The sequence below is a fragment of the Mediterraneibacter catenae genome (assembly GCF_008691045.1).
In the GTDB taxonomy this organism is placed as follows: Bacteria; Bacillota; Clostridia; order Lachnospirales; family Lachnospiraceae; genus Mediterraneibacter; species Mediterraneibacter ornithocaccae.
Genome location: NZ_VMSO01000032.1, coordinates 1 through 19464 on the forward strand (window position 1 = coordinate 1; position 19464 = coordinate 19464).

18 protein-coding genes and 1 tRNA gene are annotated in these 19464 nt (G+C 45.6%); 13 read left to right on the top strand and 6 right to left on the bottom strand.

The window, feature by feature from the left end:
• Positions 1-325: 325 nt before the first annotated feature.
• Positions 326-571: a GIY-YIG nuclease family protein gene (locus FNY66_RS14315; protein WP_087152580.1), complete on the top strand. Its 246-nt coding sequence runs from the start codon at positions 326-328 to the stop codon at positions 569-571.
• Between the two features lie 41 nt (positions 572-612).
• On the opposite strand, the gene FNY66_RS14320 is transcribed toward FNY66_RS14315, so the two are convergent.
• Both FNY66_RS14320 and FNY66_RS14325 read right to left on the bottom strand, forming a co-directional pair.
• Positions 613-1707: a putative NPN-dependent ornithine cyclodeaminase gene (locus tag FNY66_RS14320; RefSeq protein WP_150311582.1), complete on the bottom strand. Its 1095-nt coding sequence runs from the start codon at positions 1705-1707 to the stop codon at positions 613-615.
• 115 nt (positions 1708-1822) lie between these two features.
• Positions 1823-3469 carry an amidohydrolase gene (locus tag FNY66_RS14325; RefSeq protein ID WP_150311583.1) on the bottom strand — a complete coding sequence of 549 codons (1647 nt, stop codon included), beginning with the start codon at positions 3467-3469 and terminating at the stop codon, positions 1823-1825.
• A gap of 257 nt (positions 3470-3726) precedes the next feature.
• Here FNY66_RS14325 and FNY66_RS14330 point away from each other — a divergent pair, with 257 nt between their 5' ends.
• Entirely contained in the window at positions 3727-4971 is a 1245-nt protein-coding gene (locus tag FNY66_RS14330) for a M20 metallopeptidase family protein (protein ID WP_087152583.1), read from the top strand.
• A 1-nt stretch (position 4972) separates the two neighbouring features.
• Positions 4973-6373, top strand: a complete 1401-nt coding sequence (locus FNY66_RS14335; RefSeq protein WP_150311584.1) for a YfcC family protein — start codon at positions 4973-4975, stop codon at positions 6371-6373.
• Positions 6374-6997: 624 nt separating this feature from the next.
• On the opposite strand, the gene rbr is transcribed toward FNY66_RS14335, so the two are convergent.
• The 3 genes from rbr to FNY66_RS14350 form a co-directional block, all read right to left on the bottom strand.
• Positions 6998-7534 carry a rubrerythrin gene (gene rbr / locus FNY66_RS14340; RefSeq protein WP_087152477.1) on the bottom strand — a complete coding sequence of 179 codons (537 nt, stop codon included), beginning with the start codon at positions 7532-7534 and terminating at the stop codon, positions 6998-7000.
• A gap of 185 nt (positions 7535-7719) precedes the next feature.
• Positions 7720-8262, bottom strand: a complete 543-nt coding sequence (locus tag FNY66_RS14345; RefSeq protein WP_087152476.1) for an NADH peroxidase — start codon at positions 8260-8262, stop codon at positions 7720-7722.
• A gap of 32 nt (positions 8263-8294) precedes the next feature.
• On the bottom strand, positions 8295-8690 hold the full coding sequence (locus FNY66_RS14350) for a Fur family transcriptional regulator (protein ID WP_087152475.1): 396 nt from the start codon (positions 8688-8690) through the stop codon (positions 8295-8297).
• A 363-nt stretch (positions 8691-9053) separates the two neighbouring features.
• Here FNY66_RS14350 and FNY66_RS14355 point away from each other — a divergent pair, with 363 nt between their 5' ends.
• Positions 9054-10160 (top strand): C40 family peptidase, encoded by a 1107-nt coding sequence (locus tag FNY66_RS14355; RefSeq protein ID WP_150311585.1) that lies wholly within the window; start codon positions 9054-9056, stop codon positions 10158-10160.
• 515 nt (positions 10161-10675) lie between these two features.
• Positions 10676-10882: a DUF1858 domain-containing protein gene (locus FNY66_RS14360; RefSeq protein WP_087152473.1), complete on the top strand. Its 207-nt coding sequence runs from the start codon at positions 10676-10678 to the stop codon at positions 10880-10882.
• 82 nt (positions 10883-10964) lie between these two features.
• Here the strand turns inward: FNY66_RS14360 and FNY66_RS14365 are convergent, their stop codons facing one another.
• Positions 10965-11693, bottom strand: coding sequence for an adaptor protein MecA (locus FNY66_RS14365; RefSeq protein WP_087152472.1), 729 nt, complete (start codon positions 11691-11693; stop codon positions 10965-10967).
• A 472-nt stretch (positions 11694-12165) separates the two neighbouring features.
• On the opposite strand from FNY66_RS14365, the gene FNY66_RS14370 reads away from it, so the two are divergent.
• The 8 genes from FNY66_RS14370 (at position 12166) to FNY66_RS14405 (ending at position 19104) form a co-directional block, all read left to right on the top strand.
• Positions 12166-12405 carry a hypothetical protein gene (locus FNY66_RS14370; protein ID WP_087152470.1) on the top strand — a complete coding sequence of 80 codons (240 nt, stop codon included), beginning with the start codon at positions 12166-12168 and terminating at the stop codon, positions 12403-12405.
• A 248-nt stretch (positions 12406-12653) separates the two neighbouring features.
• Positions 12654-14597 carry a glycosyl hydrolase family 18 protein gene (locus FNY66_RS14375; protein ID WP_150311586.1) on the top strand — a complete coding sequence of 648 codons (1944 nt, stop codon included), beginning with the start codon at positions 12654-12656 and terminating at the stop codon, positions 14595-14597.
• 71 nt (positions 14598-14668) lie between these two features.
• A complete protein-coding gene (locus FNY66_RS14380; protein ID WP_150311587.1) occupies positions 14669-15355 on the top strand; it encodes an N-acetylmuramoyl-L-alanine amidase in 687 nt (228 codons plus the stop codon).
• 40 nt (positions 15356-15395) lie between these two features.
• A complete protein-coding gene (locus FNY66_RS14385; RefSeq protein ID WP_087152467.1) occupies positions 15396-16922 on the top strand; it encodes an L-threonylcarbamoyladenylate synthase in 1527 nt (508 codons plus the stop codon).
• Positions 16919-17551 (top strand): uracil phosphoribosyltransferase, encoded by a 633-nt coding sequence (gene upp / locus FNY66_RS14390; protein WP_150311588.1) that lies wholly within the window; start codon positions 16919-16921, stop codon positions 17549-17551. Before FNY66_RS14385 ends, upp begins: the two co-directional genes overlap by 4 nt.
• A 61-nt stretch (positions 17552-17612) precedes the next feature.
• Positions 17613-18101: a deoxycytidylate deaminase gene (locus FNY66_RS14395; RefSeq protein WP_087152465.1), complete on the top strand. Its 489-nt coding sequence runs from the start codon at positions 17613-17615 to the stop codon at positions 18099-18101.
• 69 nt (positions 18102-18170) lie between these two features.
• Complete coding sequence (locus FNY66_RS14400) at positions 18171-18881, top strand: lysophospholipid acyltransferase family protein (RefSeq protein ID WP_150311589.1); 711 nt, start codon at positions 18171-18173, stop codon at positions 18879-18881.
• Between the two features lie 135 nt (positions 18882-19016).
• Positions 19017-19104 (top strand) — tRNA-Ser (locus tag FNY66_RS14405).
• Positions 19105-19464 lie beyond the last annotated feature (360 nt).

The window sequence follows — 19464 nt, forward strand, 5'->3', positions numbered from 1 at the left end:
CCACAGCTTAACTAATACTATATCAGCCAGGATTTATGAAATCTTAGTTAAGAAAGATCCGGCTTTGTTCCTTCCGTTTGAAATTCGATTTTCGGGATGGGAAAGAAAGAGTCCGCCGGGAGGTATGTATTGTGTACGCACCGTTGGAGCGGCGTCGGCACTTAGAGCGCGTTTTCTGCGCTCTTATGTACCGTTACGCCGCGACCGAGTGAAAACGTGTGCGCTAACAATACATATCTCCCAGCGGACTCTTTCTCACTCCGATAAATCCGGAATTTTATTGCTTAATCGTACGAAATGGGCTAGAATAATTTTGGTGTTGTTTATGAATTATACATATATTGTCAAATGCAGTGACGGCTCTCTCTACACCGGCTGGACCAATGATCTCGAGAAGCGGATCAGGGCGCACAATGATGGAAAAGGAGCCAAATATACGAAGTCCCGCCGCCCGGTGGTGCTGGCATATTACGAGGAGTTTCAGACGAAGGAAGAAGCTATGCGCCGGGAGTGGGAGATCAAGCAGTTAGACAGAGAGCAGAAAATGAAAATGATCCGGGAAGGTCCTTGAACAGATACCTTTTCGGATCATTTTATGTTCTGCATAGCTTTTTACATCAATCCCAGTCCTTTTGCCACGATCATGATAAAGTCCTGTACGTTTGTGACGATCGTAGTCGCTGCAAGACTTCCGCGGTCTAAGAGCTTATTGACTACGAACTCGTCGGCATCCACTGTATAGAGGAAGACCGGACGCACTGTGCCGTCGTCAAGGACACGGTAAGATGGCGTCATATTTCCTGTCGCGATGGTGTGGAGCATAGTTGCAAGGCAGACGACAGTCGTAGATTTTTTGACCATGTTTCGCATTGCAGTCTGTCCTTCATAGGCATTACCGATCACTTCCGGGAGCGGACCATCGTCACGGATGGAGCCCGTGAGGACGAACGGAACGTCATTTTTTACGCAGCTGTACATGATACCATTGTCGATATTATAGTCGTCGATAAACTGAGCGATGGAACCGCTCTTTCTTACCCGGTTGATGACATCCAGGTGATTATAATGTCCGTTTGGCTGGGATTTCTGTGTGTAGATATCCTGCCCGAGAGCAGTGTGGAACATAGCCCCCTCAAGATCGTGAGTTGCCAGGGCATTTCCCGCCATCAGACCGTCCACGTATCCGTTTTCCACCATCGCCTGCATAGCGCGTCTTGCGTCCGCATCGAAGGAAAAGGCAGGTCCCATTACCCAGAGAATATTTCCGTGTTCTTTTTCATATTTCAGAAGCTCGAAGAGGCGGTCATAATCTCTTGCGTAGGATGTCTCCCGGCTTCTGCCCTGACGGAAGACAAACTGGTCTCCTTCTGTATCGTCAGGATCTTCAAACGCATTTGCATGCAGATAGATGCCCTCCTGTCCGTTTTCCGTACGGCCGAGGATGACTTTGTCGCCGATTTCCAGGTTGCGGTTTTCCACTACCTTCAGATGACCGTCATCGCATAGCACGACGCTCGAATCCATACGGCTCTCTTCTGCGAGTGTCCATTTTCCGTTTATTTTGAAATATTCCGGGTACATGGATGTACTGTGGTAATTTTCGGGAGCTACCCCTTTGATCGTCACCTTTTCCCAGGCGGCGTCAGGTGCATCAGTAAATCTTTTTTCCGTAAAATCAGGTTCTCTGTATTCTGGTAAACAAAACATATAGTAAAATTCCTCTTTTCTGTAAATGTCGGGTATATAAATACCAAGTCAGTGAATGTAAATGGTAACAGTTCAGCCCGCGCCATTCGCAAATCCGCACTGCTACTATAGAAGTTTAGCGATTATATACACATCGGCCGCCCGCATATGTCTGTACGACTTTGACCTTGTCGATATCCTCCGCCGGGATATTCAGGATATCGTCGCTGAGTACGGCGAAATCTGCATGGTATCCGGGGGCGAGCATTCCCGTATCGGGAAATCCTGCAGCCTGTGCGGCTCCGATCGTGTACAGTCTGATGGCTGTCTCAATATCGACTGCCTGGGCCTTTCCGCAATCCGTACCGTCGGCAGCAGTACGCGTTACAGCCAGTTTCAGTCCTGGGAACGGATCGGACGGATCTGACCAGTAAGTAGCAGGAGCATCGGTTGAGAATCCTAAACATACACCTGCCTCCAGCATATCCTTGTATGGATAGCATTCTTTTAACCATTCTTTTCCCAGATTTGTGAGATAACTCTTGCTCTCCGCATACGGGAAGATCGGCTGTGACACAAAAGAGATCCCGTGTTCTGCGGCCTTGCGTATGCTTTCTTCTGAGGGATCTGTAACGTGCTCTACCCGGACATAAGGAATATCGCCGGATGTCCAGGAAGTTTCCTGACATGCCCGGTCTACCATCCTCGAGATAGCTCTTCCGCCCATGGCGTGCATGGAGAGCTGGCAGTGGTTTTCCCTGCAGAATGAGATAGCGGTTTCGACCAGATGATCACTGCACACAGAGATGCCATACTCATTATCAGATCCGTAATACGGACGGTTCATCCATGCAGTCCGCCCGGAAATACTGCCATCCCCGATCAGCTTCAAGCCGGCGGCGAAGATCTGCCGGTTCCGGTCAAAGAGTTCCTCCGGGATATGGAAGTCTTTATCATCTGCGAAGAAATCCCACATATAATAGACGCCTACTCTTTGATGAAATCCCCTTTCGGCAGCAGCCTCATAGACCGGAATATTATCACTGGAATCCAGATTTCCCATATCACAGATCGTGGTGATACCCTGTGAGATGAGGACTTCCCCCAGCTCCAGCAGATTGTCTACGTGCTGTTCCACAGATTCCTGAGGCATCAGGGGAACGATGAGATTGCGCGCATTTTCCTTAAGCACTCCGGTGGGTTCGCCATTTTCGTCCCGCTCGATCTCTCCGCCTGGCGGATCCGGAGTATTCCTGTCTATGCCGGCCATTTTAAGCGCCATACTGTTGACACAGCGGATATGTGCGCAGGTACGCATAATGGATACCGGAGAGTCACTGCATCCCCGGTCCAGATCATAGCGGGTGGGGGAGCGTTTTTCAAGAAGTCCCTGCTCGTCGTATCCCCAGCCCTCGATCCACTCTCCGGGAGCCTGATGTTCTCTTCTTTCTTTGATGGCAGCCGTCAGATCCTCAATAGAATTGATCTCAGGCGGCATTGCGGTGATCTTCTTGCGGAAGTCCGCGAGCATGACCGGATGCATGTGCGCGTCCACAAATCCGGGGATCACGCGCCTGTTTTTCAGATCAGTCACCGGGGAGCTGCCGTTCTCTGTGCATGGGTGCGCTGCGATCATTTCAGCATACTCCTGCGGCATACTGTCTTTTTCTCCGATCCAGACGATGCGTCCGCCCTCGGTCACCATACTGTCCGCATAGGGACAGGTTTCATCAGACGTAAATATTTTTCCGTTGATAAAGATATGTTTTTCAGATTGTTTCATGCTGTTTTACACTCCTTTGGAGTCTATGATATCAGAATGGTATGGCTTTGTCAGGAAAAATCATAAAAAACCTTGTAAAATCAGGCGAAAAATGTTAGCATAAAGCATAATTATGCAGAGAGCTATTATAATTATGTACCGACAACTCCGAGGCTGGAAGAAGATGTCCGGAGTTTTTTTCTTTTATGCGGAACTGCTGCAGGGCTATGCAGGAACATCCGTGATGTGAAGAGGTAAGAAAGGAGCAGCAAGAAGATATGGCAATATCGGCGGAAGAGGTAAAGAAAAGGGCTTATGATCTGAAAGATCAGATTACGCAGGACAGAAGATATCTGCATCAGATCCCGGAGATCGGAACGGATCTGCCAAAGACGAGCGCATATATTAAAAAACGTCTGGACGAGATGGGGATCCCATGGAAGGACTGCGGCGGACCGATTCCTCCTAAGATGACAGAGGATTTTGTGGAGGCAGGATTTCCCAGGATGGAAAAGGAAACCGGAGTGACGGCCCTGATCGGACACGGAAGCCCGTGTATACTTCTGCGGGCAGATATGGATGCCCTTCCTGTCCGCGAGGACAATGATCTTGAGTTCAGGTCGTGCAGCAGCACCGGACATATGTGCGGGCATGACAGCCATGCGGCCATGCTCCTCGGAGCTGCACAGATATTAAAGGATATGGAATCCGAGTTGAAAGGTTCTGTAAAACTTATGTTCCAGCCGGGTGAGGAGACCGGGGCAGGAGCCCGTGTCATGGTTGAGGACGGAGCTCTGACAGATCCGAAGGTGGATGCAGCTTTCGGGCTGCACGTTCAGCCGACGGATAGAACCGGAGAGGTAGGATATGCAGTAGGCGTAAATTCCGCATCTCTGGATTCCTTTATCCTGAAGATCTACGGAAGGGGAGGACACAGTTCACAGCCCCAGCTCTGCACGGACCCGCTCATGATCATGAATCAGGTCTATCAGGCGGTCAATCTGCTTGCGACACGCGAAGCCGATCCTGCGGCAATGGTTGCCCTGACCTGCGGCGTTGCAAAGGGAGGCACTGCGGTCAATATCATCCCTGACGAGGCAGAGCTGCATATCGGACTGCGCACGCTGGATGTAGAGGCCGCGGAGCATTTAAAACAGCGTATTCCTGAAGTTATTGATCACTATGTGAAGGCATGGAACGGAGAATATGACCTTACAATATTCCATACACCCTGTACATTTTCAAATGAAGAACTGTGCAGAGAAATGGTTCCCCATATCGGTGAGATTGTCGGAGAAGAGAATGTACATCAGATCCCGCCGATGACAGGCACAGAAGATTTCGGATATGTGACCAAAGAAGTGCCCGGCATGTTCGCCTTTATCGGTGCGGGCAAACCGGGAAATGCACCGCTTCACAGTCCGAAGATGATACTGGACGAAGAAGTGCTGCCTATCGGAGCGGCCGTCCATGCCAATGCAGCGATTGCCTGGCTCGAGGAACACGGAAAGGAGAATAATTAAAATGAACGGAAAAACACAGAAGCAGAAAGGTTTTCATATGCCTCATGTCTTCATTATACTGCTTATCATCATGCTGTTCGTCGTGATCCTCTCTTATATAATTCCCAGTGGTTTATATGAGCGGATTGAGGACAGTTCCGGTATCACAGTGATCGATCCGGATACATTCCAGTATGTGGAAAACGAGACGCCGATCACGTTTATGGATTATTTTGAGGCGATATATACCGGATTTGTCAATGGCGCTACGATCATGGGAACGCTCTTTATCAGTTCCGGTGCCATCTATCTGCTGGAAGTCAGCGGGGCTTTCGGCGCGGGGATCAATATGATCCTGAAGAAGACAAAAGGAAAAGAGTTCTCCGTCGTGTGTATCTTCTATACGATCTTCGTCGTATTCGGAGTACTCGGTTATGGAGAGGCGGCATATCCGTTCTATCCGCTGGCGGTGACGATCGGATTTGCCCTCGGATATGACCGTATGGTGGGGACGGCACTTGCCATTGTAGGAAGTACGGTCGGTTTCACTTCGGGTCTGATGAACACATTTACAACCGGAGTGGCGCAGCAGATCGTAGGTCTGCCACTGTTCTCAGGTATCGGTTTCCGGGCGGTGGGCCTGGTCGTATTCTATGTGATCGGCCTGATCGGGCTCTATACATACTGCCGTAAGATCAAGAAGAATCCTGCGCTCAGTCTGATGAGTGAGGAGTATATGAACCGGAAACAGGAGGATCATACGGAGCAGATGGAAGAAATGAATCCCAGAAGAGTCCTCGGGCTTCTCGTATTTCTGGGAATCATCGTCGTACAGGGATTCGGCTGCATCCGGCTCGGATGGTCCTTCCCGCAGATTGCGGCAATCTATGTCATCATGGCTATTTTGCTCGCTATTATTTTCCGGTTCGGCCCGAGCGAAGCATGTCAGCTCTTCTGTAAAGGAGCGGTCCGGGTGTTTGCGGCGGCTTTTGCTGTAGGGCTTGCCCAGTCAGTCGTAGTGCTTATGAATCAGGCTTGCATCATGGATACTATTGTCCACGCTATGTCACAGCTTCTGGAAAACAGAAGCGCCATCCTTGCGCTCCTGATCATCTTTATATTTGTGACACTGTTTAATTTCCTTGTAGTATCGGGAAGCGGAAAGGCAGTCATCGTCATGCCGATCCTGCAGCCGCTTGGAAAGATACTCAATATCAATCAGCAGGTACTCGTGCTCACCTATCAGTACGGCGATGGCATCACGAACAGCTTCTGGCCGGGAAGTTCCCTCGTCCAGCTCTCCATGTGCGGAGTGGATTATGGATCCTGGATCAAATTCTGCTGGAAGATATACCTTGGATTTATTGTCAGTGCATTTGTGCTCGTCATGATCGCATACGGTATCGGGTATGGGCCTTTCTAAAGAATGATTCGGATTTGTCGGAGTGGATGCCGATAATTATAATGTCCGAAAACGCGCGGAGATGAGACACTGGAATACTTCTTTGAGATGACCGGTATGTGACTCAGGTTCCGCTCCGTAATTCGGGAAAAATTAAAGACTCCGAAAGATGATTAAAAACAAAGCCTGAAAATGGAAAACTCGTCTGCGACTCAGACACTCCATTTTCAGGCTTAACATCATCTTCCGGAGCCTTAACTTTTTCCTTCGAATTACTTCGAAGTCGCCTTCATCATACACCGGTCACCTCTGTTTACGTTTTCCTGTGCCTCATCTCGTCCGTTTTCTGCATTATCTATACCGGCAGTCATTCCGACAAATCAGAGAGTCAGAGAAACCGGTAGAAAAGAGAAGGTAGTCGATAAAGATCTGGCTTTGTTCCTCCCGATAGAAATTCGATTTTCGGGATGGGAAAGAAAGCAGCTGGGAGGTATGTATTGTGTACGCACCGTTGGAGCGGCGTCGGCACTTAGAGCGCGTTTTTTGCGCTCTTATGTACCGTTACGCCGCGACCGAGTGAAAACGTGTGCGCTAACAATACATACCTCCCGGCGGACTCTTTCTCAGTACGATAAATCCAGAATTTTAGTAATTCTCAGCCTTTCTTTCGAAGTAAGCCTTCGGATGTGCGCATACCGGGCAGATTTCCGGTGCTTCGTCGCCTTCGTAGATATATCCGCAGTTGTTACATTTCCAGCCGAGAGGCGCCTCATCTTTGAAAGTTTTGCCTTCGCGATAGTGATCGAGCAGTTTCTGATAGCGCTTTTCGTGAGCGGCTTCGACTTCGGCTACGCCCCGGAATTTAGCGGCAAGTTCAGTAAATCCTTCGGCCTCAGCCTCCTCAGCCATGCGTTTATACATGTCTGTCCACTCGTAGTTTTCGCCTGCCGCAGCGTCGACAAGATTTTCTTCTACGTTTCCGATGCCGTGAAATTCTTTAAACCACATTTTGGCGTGCTCTTTCTCCTGATTTGCCGTTTCCTCAAAGATGTTAGCCATCTGTACAAATCCTGCTTTTCTTGCGGCAGAAGCGTAGTAAGTATATTTGTTGCGTGCCTGTGATTCACCGGAAAAAGCTTCCATCAGATTCTGTTCTGTTTTTGTTCCTGCATATTTAGACATAATGTGCCTCCTTTTGCGAATTATGAAAAGAGACTGCCTCCGGGAATCTTATATTAAATTCTCAAAGACAGTCTCAGATACTGCAGCAGTTCAGCCTGTGACGTTTGCAAAGATGCATTGACATAGGAAGACTGAACTGCTGTTTCATATATTACTTATTCTACAGTTGTAATTATATTTTTGAATTAACCGAAGTATCTCTTCAGAAGTCCTGCAAATGCTTTGCCGTGGCGAGCTTCGTCTCTTGCCATCTCATGAACTGTATCATGGATTGCATCAAGGTTAGCAGCTTTCGCACGTTTAGCCAGGTCGAACTTGCCGGCTGTAGCACCGTTCTCAGCTTCTACACGCATCTCAAGGTTCTTCTTTGTGCTGTCTGTAACAACTTCGCCAAGCAGCTCAGCAAATTTAGCAGCGTGCTCAGCTTCTTCGTAAGCAGCTTTCTCCCAGTAGAGTCCGATCTCCGGATATCCCTCTCTGTGAGCAACTCTTGCCATAGCAAGATACATACCAACCTCAGAGCACTCGCCCTCGAAGTTTGCTCTCAGATCAGCAAGGATGTCCTCGCTTACGCCCTGAGCAACACCTACGACGTGCTCAGCAGCCCATGTCATCTCTCCGGACTGCTCCTGGAATTTCTCAGCCGGTGCATGGCAAACCGGACATTCAGCCGGTGCAGCTTCTCCCTCGTAAACATAACCACATACTGTACATACCCATTTTTTCATAATTCTTGTCTCCTTTTCTTGAAAATGTATTGTTAAGACTTTTTAATGCAGTCACTGCATTCACCATAAAATAGTGTAGAACTGGATTCGATCAGTCCGTCAAAATTCTCTGCAGCGAGACGATTGACTTCATCGATGCTCTTCATATCGAGTTCCAGGTCCAGTAATCGTCCGCACTTTTTACACAGAAAATGATTGTGAGGTTCGGTCCTTCCATCAAATCTGTCTCCTCCGTCAGGGGTAGAAATTTTTACTGCCTCGCCGATATCGGTCAGAAGATTCAGATTTCTGTACACAGTTCCCAGACTTATGTTCGGAAAGTCTCTTTTGACGTGCATGTAAACCTCATCGGCTGTAGGATGCTTTTTGGTTGTCATCAGGAAATGTTTGATGGATTCTCGTTGTCTACTATATTTTAAAGCTGCCAATGGGAATCCCCCTTTCATTACTAAATGAGAACCGTTATTAAAATAATAATGATAACGATTACTGTAATTAGAATATAATACAATTTTCTTATCTTGTCAACAGGTATTCTAATATTTTTTGCGAATAACAATTGGGAATATTTGCGCCAATTTATTACAAAATAATTAAGAAATGACTGTAATAAGATATTTTATGAAGGATGAGTCAATAAAAAATGTCGAGAAGTGTATAAGAAAACCCTGAGAATCCGGTTGACATAGAAAAAGACACTTGATATAATATCAACGTAACAAATTTAACAAATGTGTAACATTTAGAACTTCCTACAAAAGATAAAGACACAGACATCAAGGAGGTTTTATATGGTTAAGACACACATCAAGCAAAAAGTGGTCCTTTCTGCCATGGCAGGAGCGATCATGATCCCGGGGAGTGTGCTTCGTGTAACAGCGGCAGAAAATACAGAAGAACAGCCGTTTGTACAGGCATCAGGGATCGAATCGGTACTGGAAGAATGTTATGAGACAGAAGTAAAAGACAATATTGATCTCTATCTGGTGCCAACAGAAGAGGGAGAGTATTTGAATATGGCATTTTCTGATACGGGAGACTTTACCTATATCAGGAATGCCCCGGATGAAAACAGCGACTGGGTCGGAAAGTTATATGAAGACTCTGCGGCTCAGGTGCTGGAGTATCTGGATGGCTGGACGAAGATCCGTTCGGGTGCAGCAGAGGGATATGTCCCTGCAGACACGCTTATAACGGGAAATGAAGCACAGGAACATGCTGGAGAGTATGAGAATAATACCGTAACAGTCACGGCAAATGTCCTGAACGTAAGAGACGGACAGGGAACGGATACGAATATTCTGACACAGATCAGGATGGATGAGCAGTATCAGGTGACCGGTGATCCGGTTGATGGCTGGTATCCGGTAACAATTGGTGAGATTGACGGCTGGGTATGCGGCGATTATGTTACCGAGGAGATCTCCTATTCCTATGGGGAGACAAAAGAGGAAGAGGAGAAGCGAATTGCAGAAGAAGAGCGCAGAAAGCAGGAGGCGGCAGACAGAGAAGCAGCAGGAATCTCTGCGTCATCAGCCGGCAGTACAGCAACGGTGGGACAGGCTGTAATCGACTATGCCTGTCAGTTTGTGGGAAATCCCTATGTATGGGGCGGGACAAGCCTTACGAACGGCGCGGACTGCTCGGGTTTCGTCCAGTCGGTATATGCACATTTTGGTATCAGTCTTCCAAGAACCACATATGATATGGTGAATTCGGGATATGCTGTGAGTTATGAAGAGGCACAGCCGGGAGATCTGATTCTGTATGGTGACTGCAGCCATGTCGGACTGTATATGGGAGACGGTAATATAGTAAATGCTCTGAATTCGGATAAAGGGATATGTATCTGCAGTGCCACATATTCAAATATTTATGCGGTCAGACGCGTGCTCTGATACAATGAAAAGTACAAAATGAGGATATACTATAGGTAGGAACGGGAAGATTGTATTTTAGTTAAAAATACAGTTTTCCCGTTTTCGACATCCACGTCGATAAAATAAGCAAAATGCACAAAAATGTTTTTATTTGTAAAAAAGCGTCGAAATTCGAATTCAGGAAGTTTTCAACTTATCCACACTCTGAGGAATGAAAAACGTGGAAAAAGTGAGGTTTTTCACTGAGTTATCCACATTATCCACACAAAAACATATGTTTTTGGTGAATTACTCGGAGGTGAAAAAAGAACGAACGTTTTGGTGAGTTGTTATGAAAATGTAAATTTGTCGAAAAAAATCAGTTTGATTCTTGACTTTTAAGTATTCAAAAAAACGAAAAATACGTGGAAAACATGTCAGAAAATTCAGAAAAAACTCACTGCATAAAATGGAAAACATAGTTGATAATTTAAATATCAGGGATTATAATAAGAAACACTGAAGAAATTCAATTAGTTTAAGGAGGAATAGAAATGGCACAGGTTTCTAAAGATACAAAAATCGGAGAACTTCTCAACATTTTCCCGGGATCAGCACCAATCCTGATGGAAATCGGAATGCACTGCCTCGGCTGCCCGGCATCCCAGATGGAGACACTGGAGGAAGCGGCTATGGTGCACGGAATTGACAGCGAACTTCTCGTAGAGAAGATCAATGCGGCAATGGCAGCAGAGCAGTAAAAAGAAAAATAGTAAAAAGCGCCCCGGAATGTGTCTGTCTCTTGGAAGGCAGTACACATTCCGGGGCGTTTTTGTTTTACCTTTAGATTGTGGATAATTTCTGTACGGCATTTGCTGATATGATGATATCGCAATGTTCTTCGAGAAATGCGAGAACAGTGGAATCAGCTTTTTCCGGCGTACCATACTCAGAAAGCATATTGCAGATTTTGTTGAATTCATTCGTGGAGTGCTCTGACGGTGCAAGCGCCAGCAGGAAAACTCCTCCGGTTCCGTCTTTGTATAATGTGTTTGCACCTTTGTAGGCGGGAGCGATAAGACGGGCAGCCTTGATTACTCCGTCCAGCGTTTCGAAAGAGAACAGACGTACAGAAAACACCGGAGCGGTATGCGTTTCTTCTTTCTCTTTCTCTGCGGTTCTGGTTCCCGATGCAGCCTCTTTTACTTTATTTAAAAGGTTGAGGAATTCGTCCGCGCCCTCAAGCTTCTCAAGCGCTTCTATATTGAGAGGATCGCTTTCTCCCGAAGGTGTAAATCGGGAAAAACGTGTGTCGAGTTCCTCGGGATCCTCCACCTTTGTGATGATCAGAACGATGGAGTCTGCTGAAGACGGTATTGCTTCTATCATCAGCGGTATATTATCCGCTTCAAAACCGAAATCAAATGAAGCCTGCTGCATCATATCACGAAATAAAGATTTTGCTTTCTCAGTGCCATAGGCGAGCTCGCTGAGTTTCAGATGGCGGGCTGCCAGATCAGCATGTGTCAACGTACAACGAATCTGATTTTCATTGAGTTTCTCAATCTTCATATAATCACATCCTTATACTATATAAGATAATATGCACACCAAACAGATTTAGATACATATTCTCACGATTAGTATAAACAAAAAATTCAGTGATGTAAAGAAAAATATAAGATTGGAAGACTTATCAACAAATCAACACGGTTTATGAACAATAAACACATTGCAAACAGGATGCGTCGCTCATATAATGGCATTTACAAAAGACGGCATCGGCAATAAGTAAGTATGCGGGGAAGGAGGAAAGAAAAGACAATTCTGTTATTTTCTGTTATTTCTGATTCAAGAGCCGGAAATCCCGGCAATTATTTCATTAAGCAGGAAAAACGATTTGAAGACGAAAAAATGCCCGTTGTGGATTCTGCTGTCTTTTGGGATTTCAGGCTGCCGGCAGTATGTCACGGGTACTTTCTTATGGCAATCTGATCGAAATACTATTTATTGTGATCCGGACGGGAAAAGGAGTATACGACAGATGAAAACGGAAGAAATGGTTTACAGAGAGTTGTTTGCAGAGCTGGAGAATTATGAACAGAAGGGAGTAGATATCTCGATTGACGGATATCCGGCCAGTCCTCTCCAAATTGTGACGGCTTATATGACAAAAGAAGAAGGCACATATATGCGGGACTATATTCTGAGCAGGGACGGTAATATAGAGGCGCTGATCTTTACTGACATCAATGATTACAAGCAGGCAGAGGATACCCCTTGATCTGCCGGACAAATTTGAGTGTATTTTTGCGCAGCTGTTTATAATCTCCTGAAACAGGCAAATTATTAATGACTCACTATGAAAATATGGTATAATGATTGCGGAAAACGCAATCTGGAGCGATTATATCGCTTCTTCCTGCTGCGCAGGAATTATACCGCATCCCACGGCTTGAAAAGTAAATGGCGCTAAAGCGCCGCTTCCTTTTCTGCGCATGTGGTATAATGATTGCTGATAGGAGGTACGGCATGGACGAAAGAGAAAGAAAGGGCGCGGACCAGCGACGGACAGGAAAGGGAAATCCGCGCAGACGACGCCCGGATATATACGCCCACGGTCCGTCAGGCAGCAGTTCCGGCCAGAGACGGTCAGGCAGAACGGGGAAGAGAAGCAGCAGAGCCAGGAGAAGACGTCGCAATGCGGCGATAAGATGGACGATATTTATACTATTGATTCTCGCAGCGATCGGAGGATTCCTGATATGGACAAGATACGGTGCGTCAAATGAGAAAGCAGATCTTGAACAATATTATGAACTGGATCAGGAAGATGAAGTTGCGGTTGTTGTGGATAATGAGGTCGTCAGAGACGATGCGGATACGTCCGCAGACGATACGGAAGCTGCACATGCACCGGGAAAGATATACGATGGACAGTATTATATTGAATATTCTGTCGTGAGAGACCGGATTAATAAACGTTTTTACTGGGATTCAAATGAGAATATTCTGCTGTATACATTACCGGAAGGCAGTGTCTCGGCAGAGGTCGGCAGCAGCGAATATACAGATATAACAGAGAAAAAGAGCGCGGATTATACAATCCTGAAAACGGAGGGAAGTACGGCATACATTGCGCTTCCGTTCATCCAGGAGTATACCAATATGGAGTGTGAGGTGTATAAAGACCCTGCAAGAGTGGTGATTACATCTGACTGGGGAGATATACAGACTGCAGAAATTAAGCGGGACACGCAGGTACGCTATCAGGGGGGCGTGAAAAGCCCGATTCTGACGGAAGTTTCAAAAGGCAGCAAGGTTGTCCTGCTGGAAGATGAAAATGACTGGATGAAAGTGGGAACTGAGGATGGATTCATTGGATATGTCAGAACGAACCTGTTGAAAGATATTTCCACAGAGACGATATCAAGGGAATTTGACGAGCCGGTATATACTAATATTTCAAAAGACTATACGATTAATATGGCATGGCATAACATTTCCAATTCAGATGCAAACGGCTATATACTTGAGACGATTGCGGGGACGAAAGGGCTGACAACGATTGCCCCCACATGGTTCAGCCTCGCAGATACAGAGGGAAATGTATCTTCCCTTGCAGACGCGGATTATGTAAATTATGCGCACCAGTCTGACCTGGAAGTGTGGGCTGTGCTTCGGGATTTTCATGGAGGGATTAATTCCTATGATGAGACGTACGAAGTGCTTAGCTATACTTCGAAACGTACGAAAATCATTAATCAGGTGATCGCAGAAGCCATTGAAAAAGGAATAGACGGAATCAATCTGGACTTTGAGCTGGTATCTGCAGAGTGTGGAGAACATTATATTCAATTTGTGCGGGAGATGTCGGTCAGATGCAGACAGAACGGTCTCGTATTTTCTGTGGATAATTATGTTCCGCAGCCGTATAATGCACATTTTGATCTTGCAGAACAGGGCGCAGTAGCTGATTATGTGGTGATCATGGGCTATGATGAACATACGGACGGTTCCTATGAGGCGGGATCGGTGGCATCGATTAGTTATCTTGAAAATGGTATTGCGGATGCGCTGAAGTCTGTGTCTGCGGATAAGCTGATTGCCGGTGTGCCATTTTTTACGAGGTTGTGGCTTGAAACTCCGAAGACAGAGGAAGAACTGGCACAGGAAGAAGGAACAGAGGCGGCGTCATATTCTAATAAAGTGACAAGTACAGCGTATAGTATGGATGAAGCTGCCAAGATAGTTGAAGATGCCGGGGCAGAAGCTCAATGGGATGCAGAGACTATGCAGAATTATGCACAGTGGGAAGCAGACGGCGGCACCTACAAAATCTGGCTGGAAGATATCAAGTCCCTCGAAGAAAAGCTGAAAGTCATCAAGTCGAACGAGCTGGCGGGAGTTGCAGAGTGGAGTCTTGGTATGGAAAATTCCGGCGTATGGGATTTGATTCTACAGTATGTAAATTAATCTGACACCTCAGAAAGAGACATCCCCTTCCTGCATATACATTTAGTATATGCGGGAAAGGGGATGATTTTATGTGCCGAAAAATGAAAGCCGCGGTAATGATTGCAGTAATGATTGCAGTGATTGTTATATGCAGGGATGCGGGAAAGAGATTAAAAGAGTCTATTATGGAGACTGCAGAGACAGGTGCGGAAGCATCCGGCAGCTGTCTGATTGTACTGGATCCGGGGCATGGCGGAATTGATGCCGGAAAAATCGGGATCAATAATGCAGAGGAAAAACAGATAAATCTGGAAATTTCGTTGAAAATAAAAAAGTTGCTCGAAGACGGTGGGATAACCGTAATTATGACAAGAACTGAGGACAACAGGCTGGCAGATACGCAGAAACAGGACCTGATGGAACGAGTAAAAATCATGAATGAAGAACAGCCTGCACTTGTAGTCAGTATTCATCAAAACAGCTATCAGGAATCTGGCGTTAGAGGACCGCAAGTGTTTTATTATACGGATTCTGCCGAGGCGGAAACGGCGGCGGAGATTCTGCAGTCAGAACTTAATAAAATGGATCCGTCATACACGAGAAAAGAAAAAGCGAACAGCTCTTATTACATATTAAAGCAGACGGAGGTCCCTGTTGTTATTGTGGAATGCGGTTTTTTGAGCAATGCAGAAGAGGCTGAAAAGCTGATAAGCGAAGAATATCAGAATACAGTTGCAAATGCTGTTGTTAGTGGAATTGAGAAATATATAAATTGAATGGTTCTTTTTTAATACGAATGATGGTATAATAGATTTTATGGAGACAAAAATAAGAAAAATAGATAAAAATCAAATAGATAAAAATATTATTGAAGAAGCAGGGATGCTGCTAAGAGAGGGAAAGCTGGTAGCGTTTCCTACAGAGACGGTTTACGGCCTGGGGGCGGATGCGCTTCAGGAGGAGGCAGCCAGAAAGACGTATGAAGCAAAAGGCAGGCCTTCGGATAATCCGCTTATCGTACACATTGCAGATTATGAAGATCTGAAGAAAATAGCAGTGAATATCCCACCGGAGACTGATATGCTCGCAGCGCATTTCTGGCCCGGACCATTGACAATGATATTTCAAAAGAGTGAGGAGGTGCCTTATGGCACTACCGGGGGATTGGACACGGTTGCAGTACGTATGCCTGTTGATCCGATAGCCCGGGCACTGATTCGTGCGGCAGGTGGATTTGTGTCCGCTCCCAGTGCCAATACTTCGGGCCGGCCAAGTCCGACAACCGCTCGTCATGTGGAAGAAGATCTGAGTGGCAAGATAGATATGATTCTGGACGGCGGCCCGGTGGATATCGGTCTGGAATCAACTATATTAGACATGACAGTTTCCCCTCCAATGATTTTAAGGCCTGGCGCAGTCACTGCAGAAATGTTTAAAAAAGTGATCGGTCCGGTGGACATTGATCAGACGCTTTTGAGTGAGAATAGTGCACAGCCGCCAAAAGCGCCGGGAATGAAATACAGACATTATGCACCGAAAGCGAAACTGGTAATCGTAGAAGGGGATCTCAGGGAGGAGATACTGGCTATCCGGCAGCTTGCGTATGAGGCGGACAGAAAAGAACATCCGGTTGGAATTATTGCTACAAACGAGACACTGCCATTTTATAATCATGGGATTGTCAAAAATATAGGCACGAGAGAAAATGAGAAGACGATTGCGCGCAATCTGTATGGCGTCCTGAGAGAATTTGACGAAGAGGATGTGGATACTATTTACAGTGAATCTTTTGCTGTGCAGGGGATAGGAACTGCAATCATGAACCGCCTGGAAAAAGCGGCAGGGCATGTCAGGATACCGGCATCAGATATTGTAAAACTTCAGAAATACAGAAAAATCACGTTTGTGAGCGGTACGGATTCTGCAAGAGGGCCGATGTCTGCAGAACTTTTAAGACATTGTGACCTGAAGCAGGAATATGTGATCAATTCGAGAGGGATGGTGGTTCTTTTTCCTGAACCGGCTAATCAGAAAGCGGAAGCGGTTATGAAAAGTGCTCAAATGACCCTGGCTGAACACAGTTCTCTGCAGATTGACAGTGAAGATATTCAAGAAGATACACTGATCCTTACAATAGATGCCAGTGAGAAGGAAAGGATACTGGCTGAGTATGGCAATATGGAGAATATATATACCCTGAATGAATTTGTCGGGGATGATACGGAGATACCGGATCCCTACGGGAAGCCTTTGACAGCATATGGAGAATGCCTGGAAGTTTTGGAGAAATTGGTGAAAAAACTTGCAGATAAATTAAATTCACTTACGGAGGAAGAAAAATGACAGGAAAAACAGTAGTGATGGATCATCCGCTGATTGCTCATAAGATCAGTTATATTCGGCAGGAGAGTGTAGGAACAAAAGAATTTCGCGAGGTCATAGGAGAGATCGCACAGCTTATGTGCTATGAAGCTACAAGAGATCTTAAGACACAGGAGGTGAAGATCAAGACTCCTATCGCGGAGATGACAGGTAAAGTTCTTGCAGGAAAGAAACTGGCGATCGTACCGATCCTGAGAGCCGGACTGGGAATGGTAGACGGGATGCTGTCCATGATACCGACCGCAAAGGTGGGACATATCGGACTTTACAGGGATCCTGAAACACTTGAACCGGTAGAATATTACTGCAAACTTCCGGCGGACTGTGGAGAGAGAGAAGTCTTTGTAGTCGATCCTATGCTGGCAACGGGCGGTTCGAGTGTGGCTGCGATCCGTATGCTTAAGGACAAAGGAGTTAAGCACATCCGTTTTCTGTGCATTCTTGCAGCGCCTGAAGGAGTCAAGCGTATGCAGGAGGAACATCCGGATGTGGATATTTATATAGGTGCACTGGACGAAAAGCTGAATGATCACGGGTATATCGTGCCCGGACTTGGAGATGCAGGAGATCGTATATTCGGGACAAAATAAAGGCGCTATAAAATACTGAAGTCAATGTATGTGCTTATATACTGCAGGAGGAGAAGGAGATATGTCGGGGAAGAGAAATGATTATCTGTCATGGGACGAGTATTTTATGGGGGTTGCGATGTTGTCTGGTATGCGATCGAAAGATCCGAATACCCAGGTTGGATGCTGTATCGTGAGTCAGGACAATAAGATATTATCCATGGGATATAATGGATTTCCGATCGGATGCTCTGATGATGAATTTCCATGGGCCAGGGAAGGTGAAGATCCCCTTGAAACAAAATACGTATATTCGACTCACAGTGAACTAAACGCAATATTGAATTACAGTGGCGGAAGTCTTGCGGGAGCGAAACTGTATGTTACACTTTTCCCGTGCAACGAATGTGCGAAAGCCATTATACAGTCGGGAATCCGAGAAGTGATTTACGACTGTGACAAATATGCTGATACTGCAGGCGTGCAGGCGTCCAAGCGAATGATGGATGCTGCAGGAGTCAGATATCATCAGTATCATAGAACAAACAGAAATATTGAAATCAGCCTGTAATAGAAAAGCTCCCTTGGGAGGGAGCTTTTCTGCGCATAATAAATACGAAAGAATGAGGACCGTGCAATTATGAAGCGTATTTTGATAATGGTGTTAAGAAACCTGTTTATAGTCCCGTATGGATGGATCCGTCTCTGTTATAGAGCTGCCCACGTGGATAAATATAGTGAAGAAGATATGTATGCATTCCTGAAATGGATAGATCTCCATGCTAACAGAGGAGGTAATGTTCATATTGATGTACACGGGCGGGAAAACCTTCCGGAGAAAAACGGCTTTATGTTTTTCCCAAACCACCAGGGGCTGTATGATGTGCTGGCAATTATTGAAGCGAGCCCCAGACCGTTTTCGGTAGTGGCCAAAAAAGAGATTGCAAATATTCCTTTTTTAAAACAAGTATTTGCGTGTATGAAGGCATATATGATTGACAGAGAAGATGTACGCCAGGCTATGCAGGTTATTATTAATGTAACAAAAGAAGTGAAAAAAGGAAGAAACTATCTTATATTTGCTGAGGGGACACGATCAAAAAACGGGAATCGTGTCGGGATATTTAAAGGAGGGAGTTTTAAGTCAGCTACAAAGGCGCAGTGTCCAATCGTGCCTGTTGCTCTGATTGATTCGTTTAAACCTTTTGATACGAATACAATTAAAGAGGTGACGGTTCAAGTTCATTTTCTTGAGCCGATTTATTATGAAGATTACAAAGATATGAAAACTACAGAAATCGCTGCTGTTGTACAAGAGCGGATTCAGAATGTAATAAATGCAAATGTCTAAACTGTTGTGATTTATTGAAAATTTTTGAAAAATTCCGTTGACATTAGAAGATTCGTTTAGTATAATAAATTTCGCACTATTAGTGCGGAACTGAATAAAACGCTGCAGAGTGATCTGCAGTCTCATTCAGAATCAGGAGAAATACTCAAGAGGCTGAAGAGGCGCCCCTGCTAAGGGTGTAGGTCGGGAAACCGGCGCGAGGGTTCAAATCCCTCTTTCTCCGCTCGATATTATCCGCAAAAAACTACTGGAAACCCAGTAGTTTTTGTATGTTCAATATGAACTTGTGGGTAATGTCGTAAAATAATACCAGATATAGTGTTAAAATGTCTGCTGAGAAAAAGTTGAAAAAACTTGTAAAAAATGGTTGACATTCGTAACATGGAATGGTATTATATCTAAGCTGACTCGCGAGAGACAGCGAAACAAAAAAAGAAAAATAAAAAAAGTTCTTGACAAAGCGGAACGGATTTGATAAAATATCAAAGCTGTCGCAAGAAAAGAACGACAGGAACCTTGATAACTGAACAATAGACAACAACCCTTGAAAATTTCTTTGAAGAAATTTCTAAGAACGGTTCAT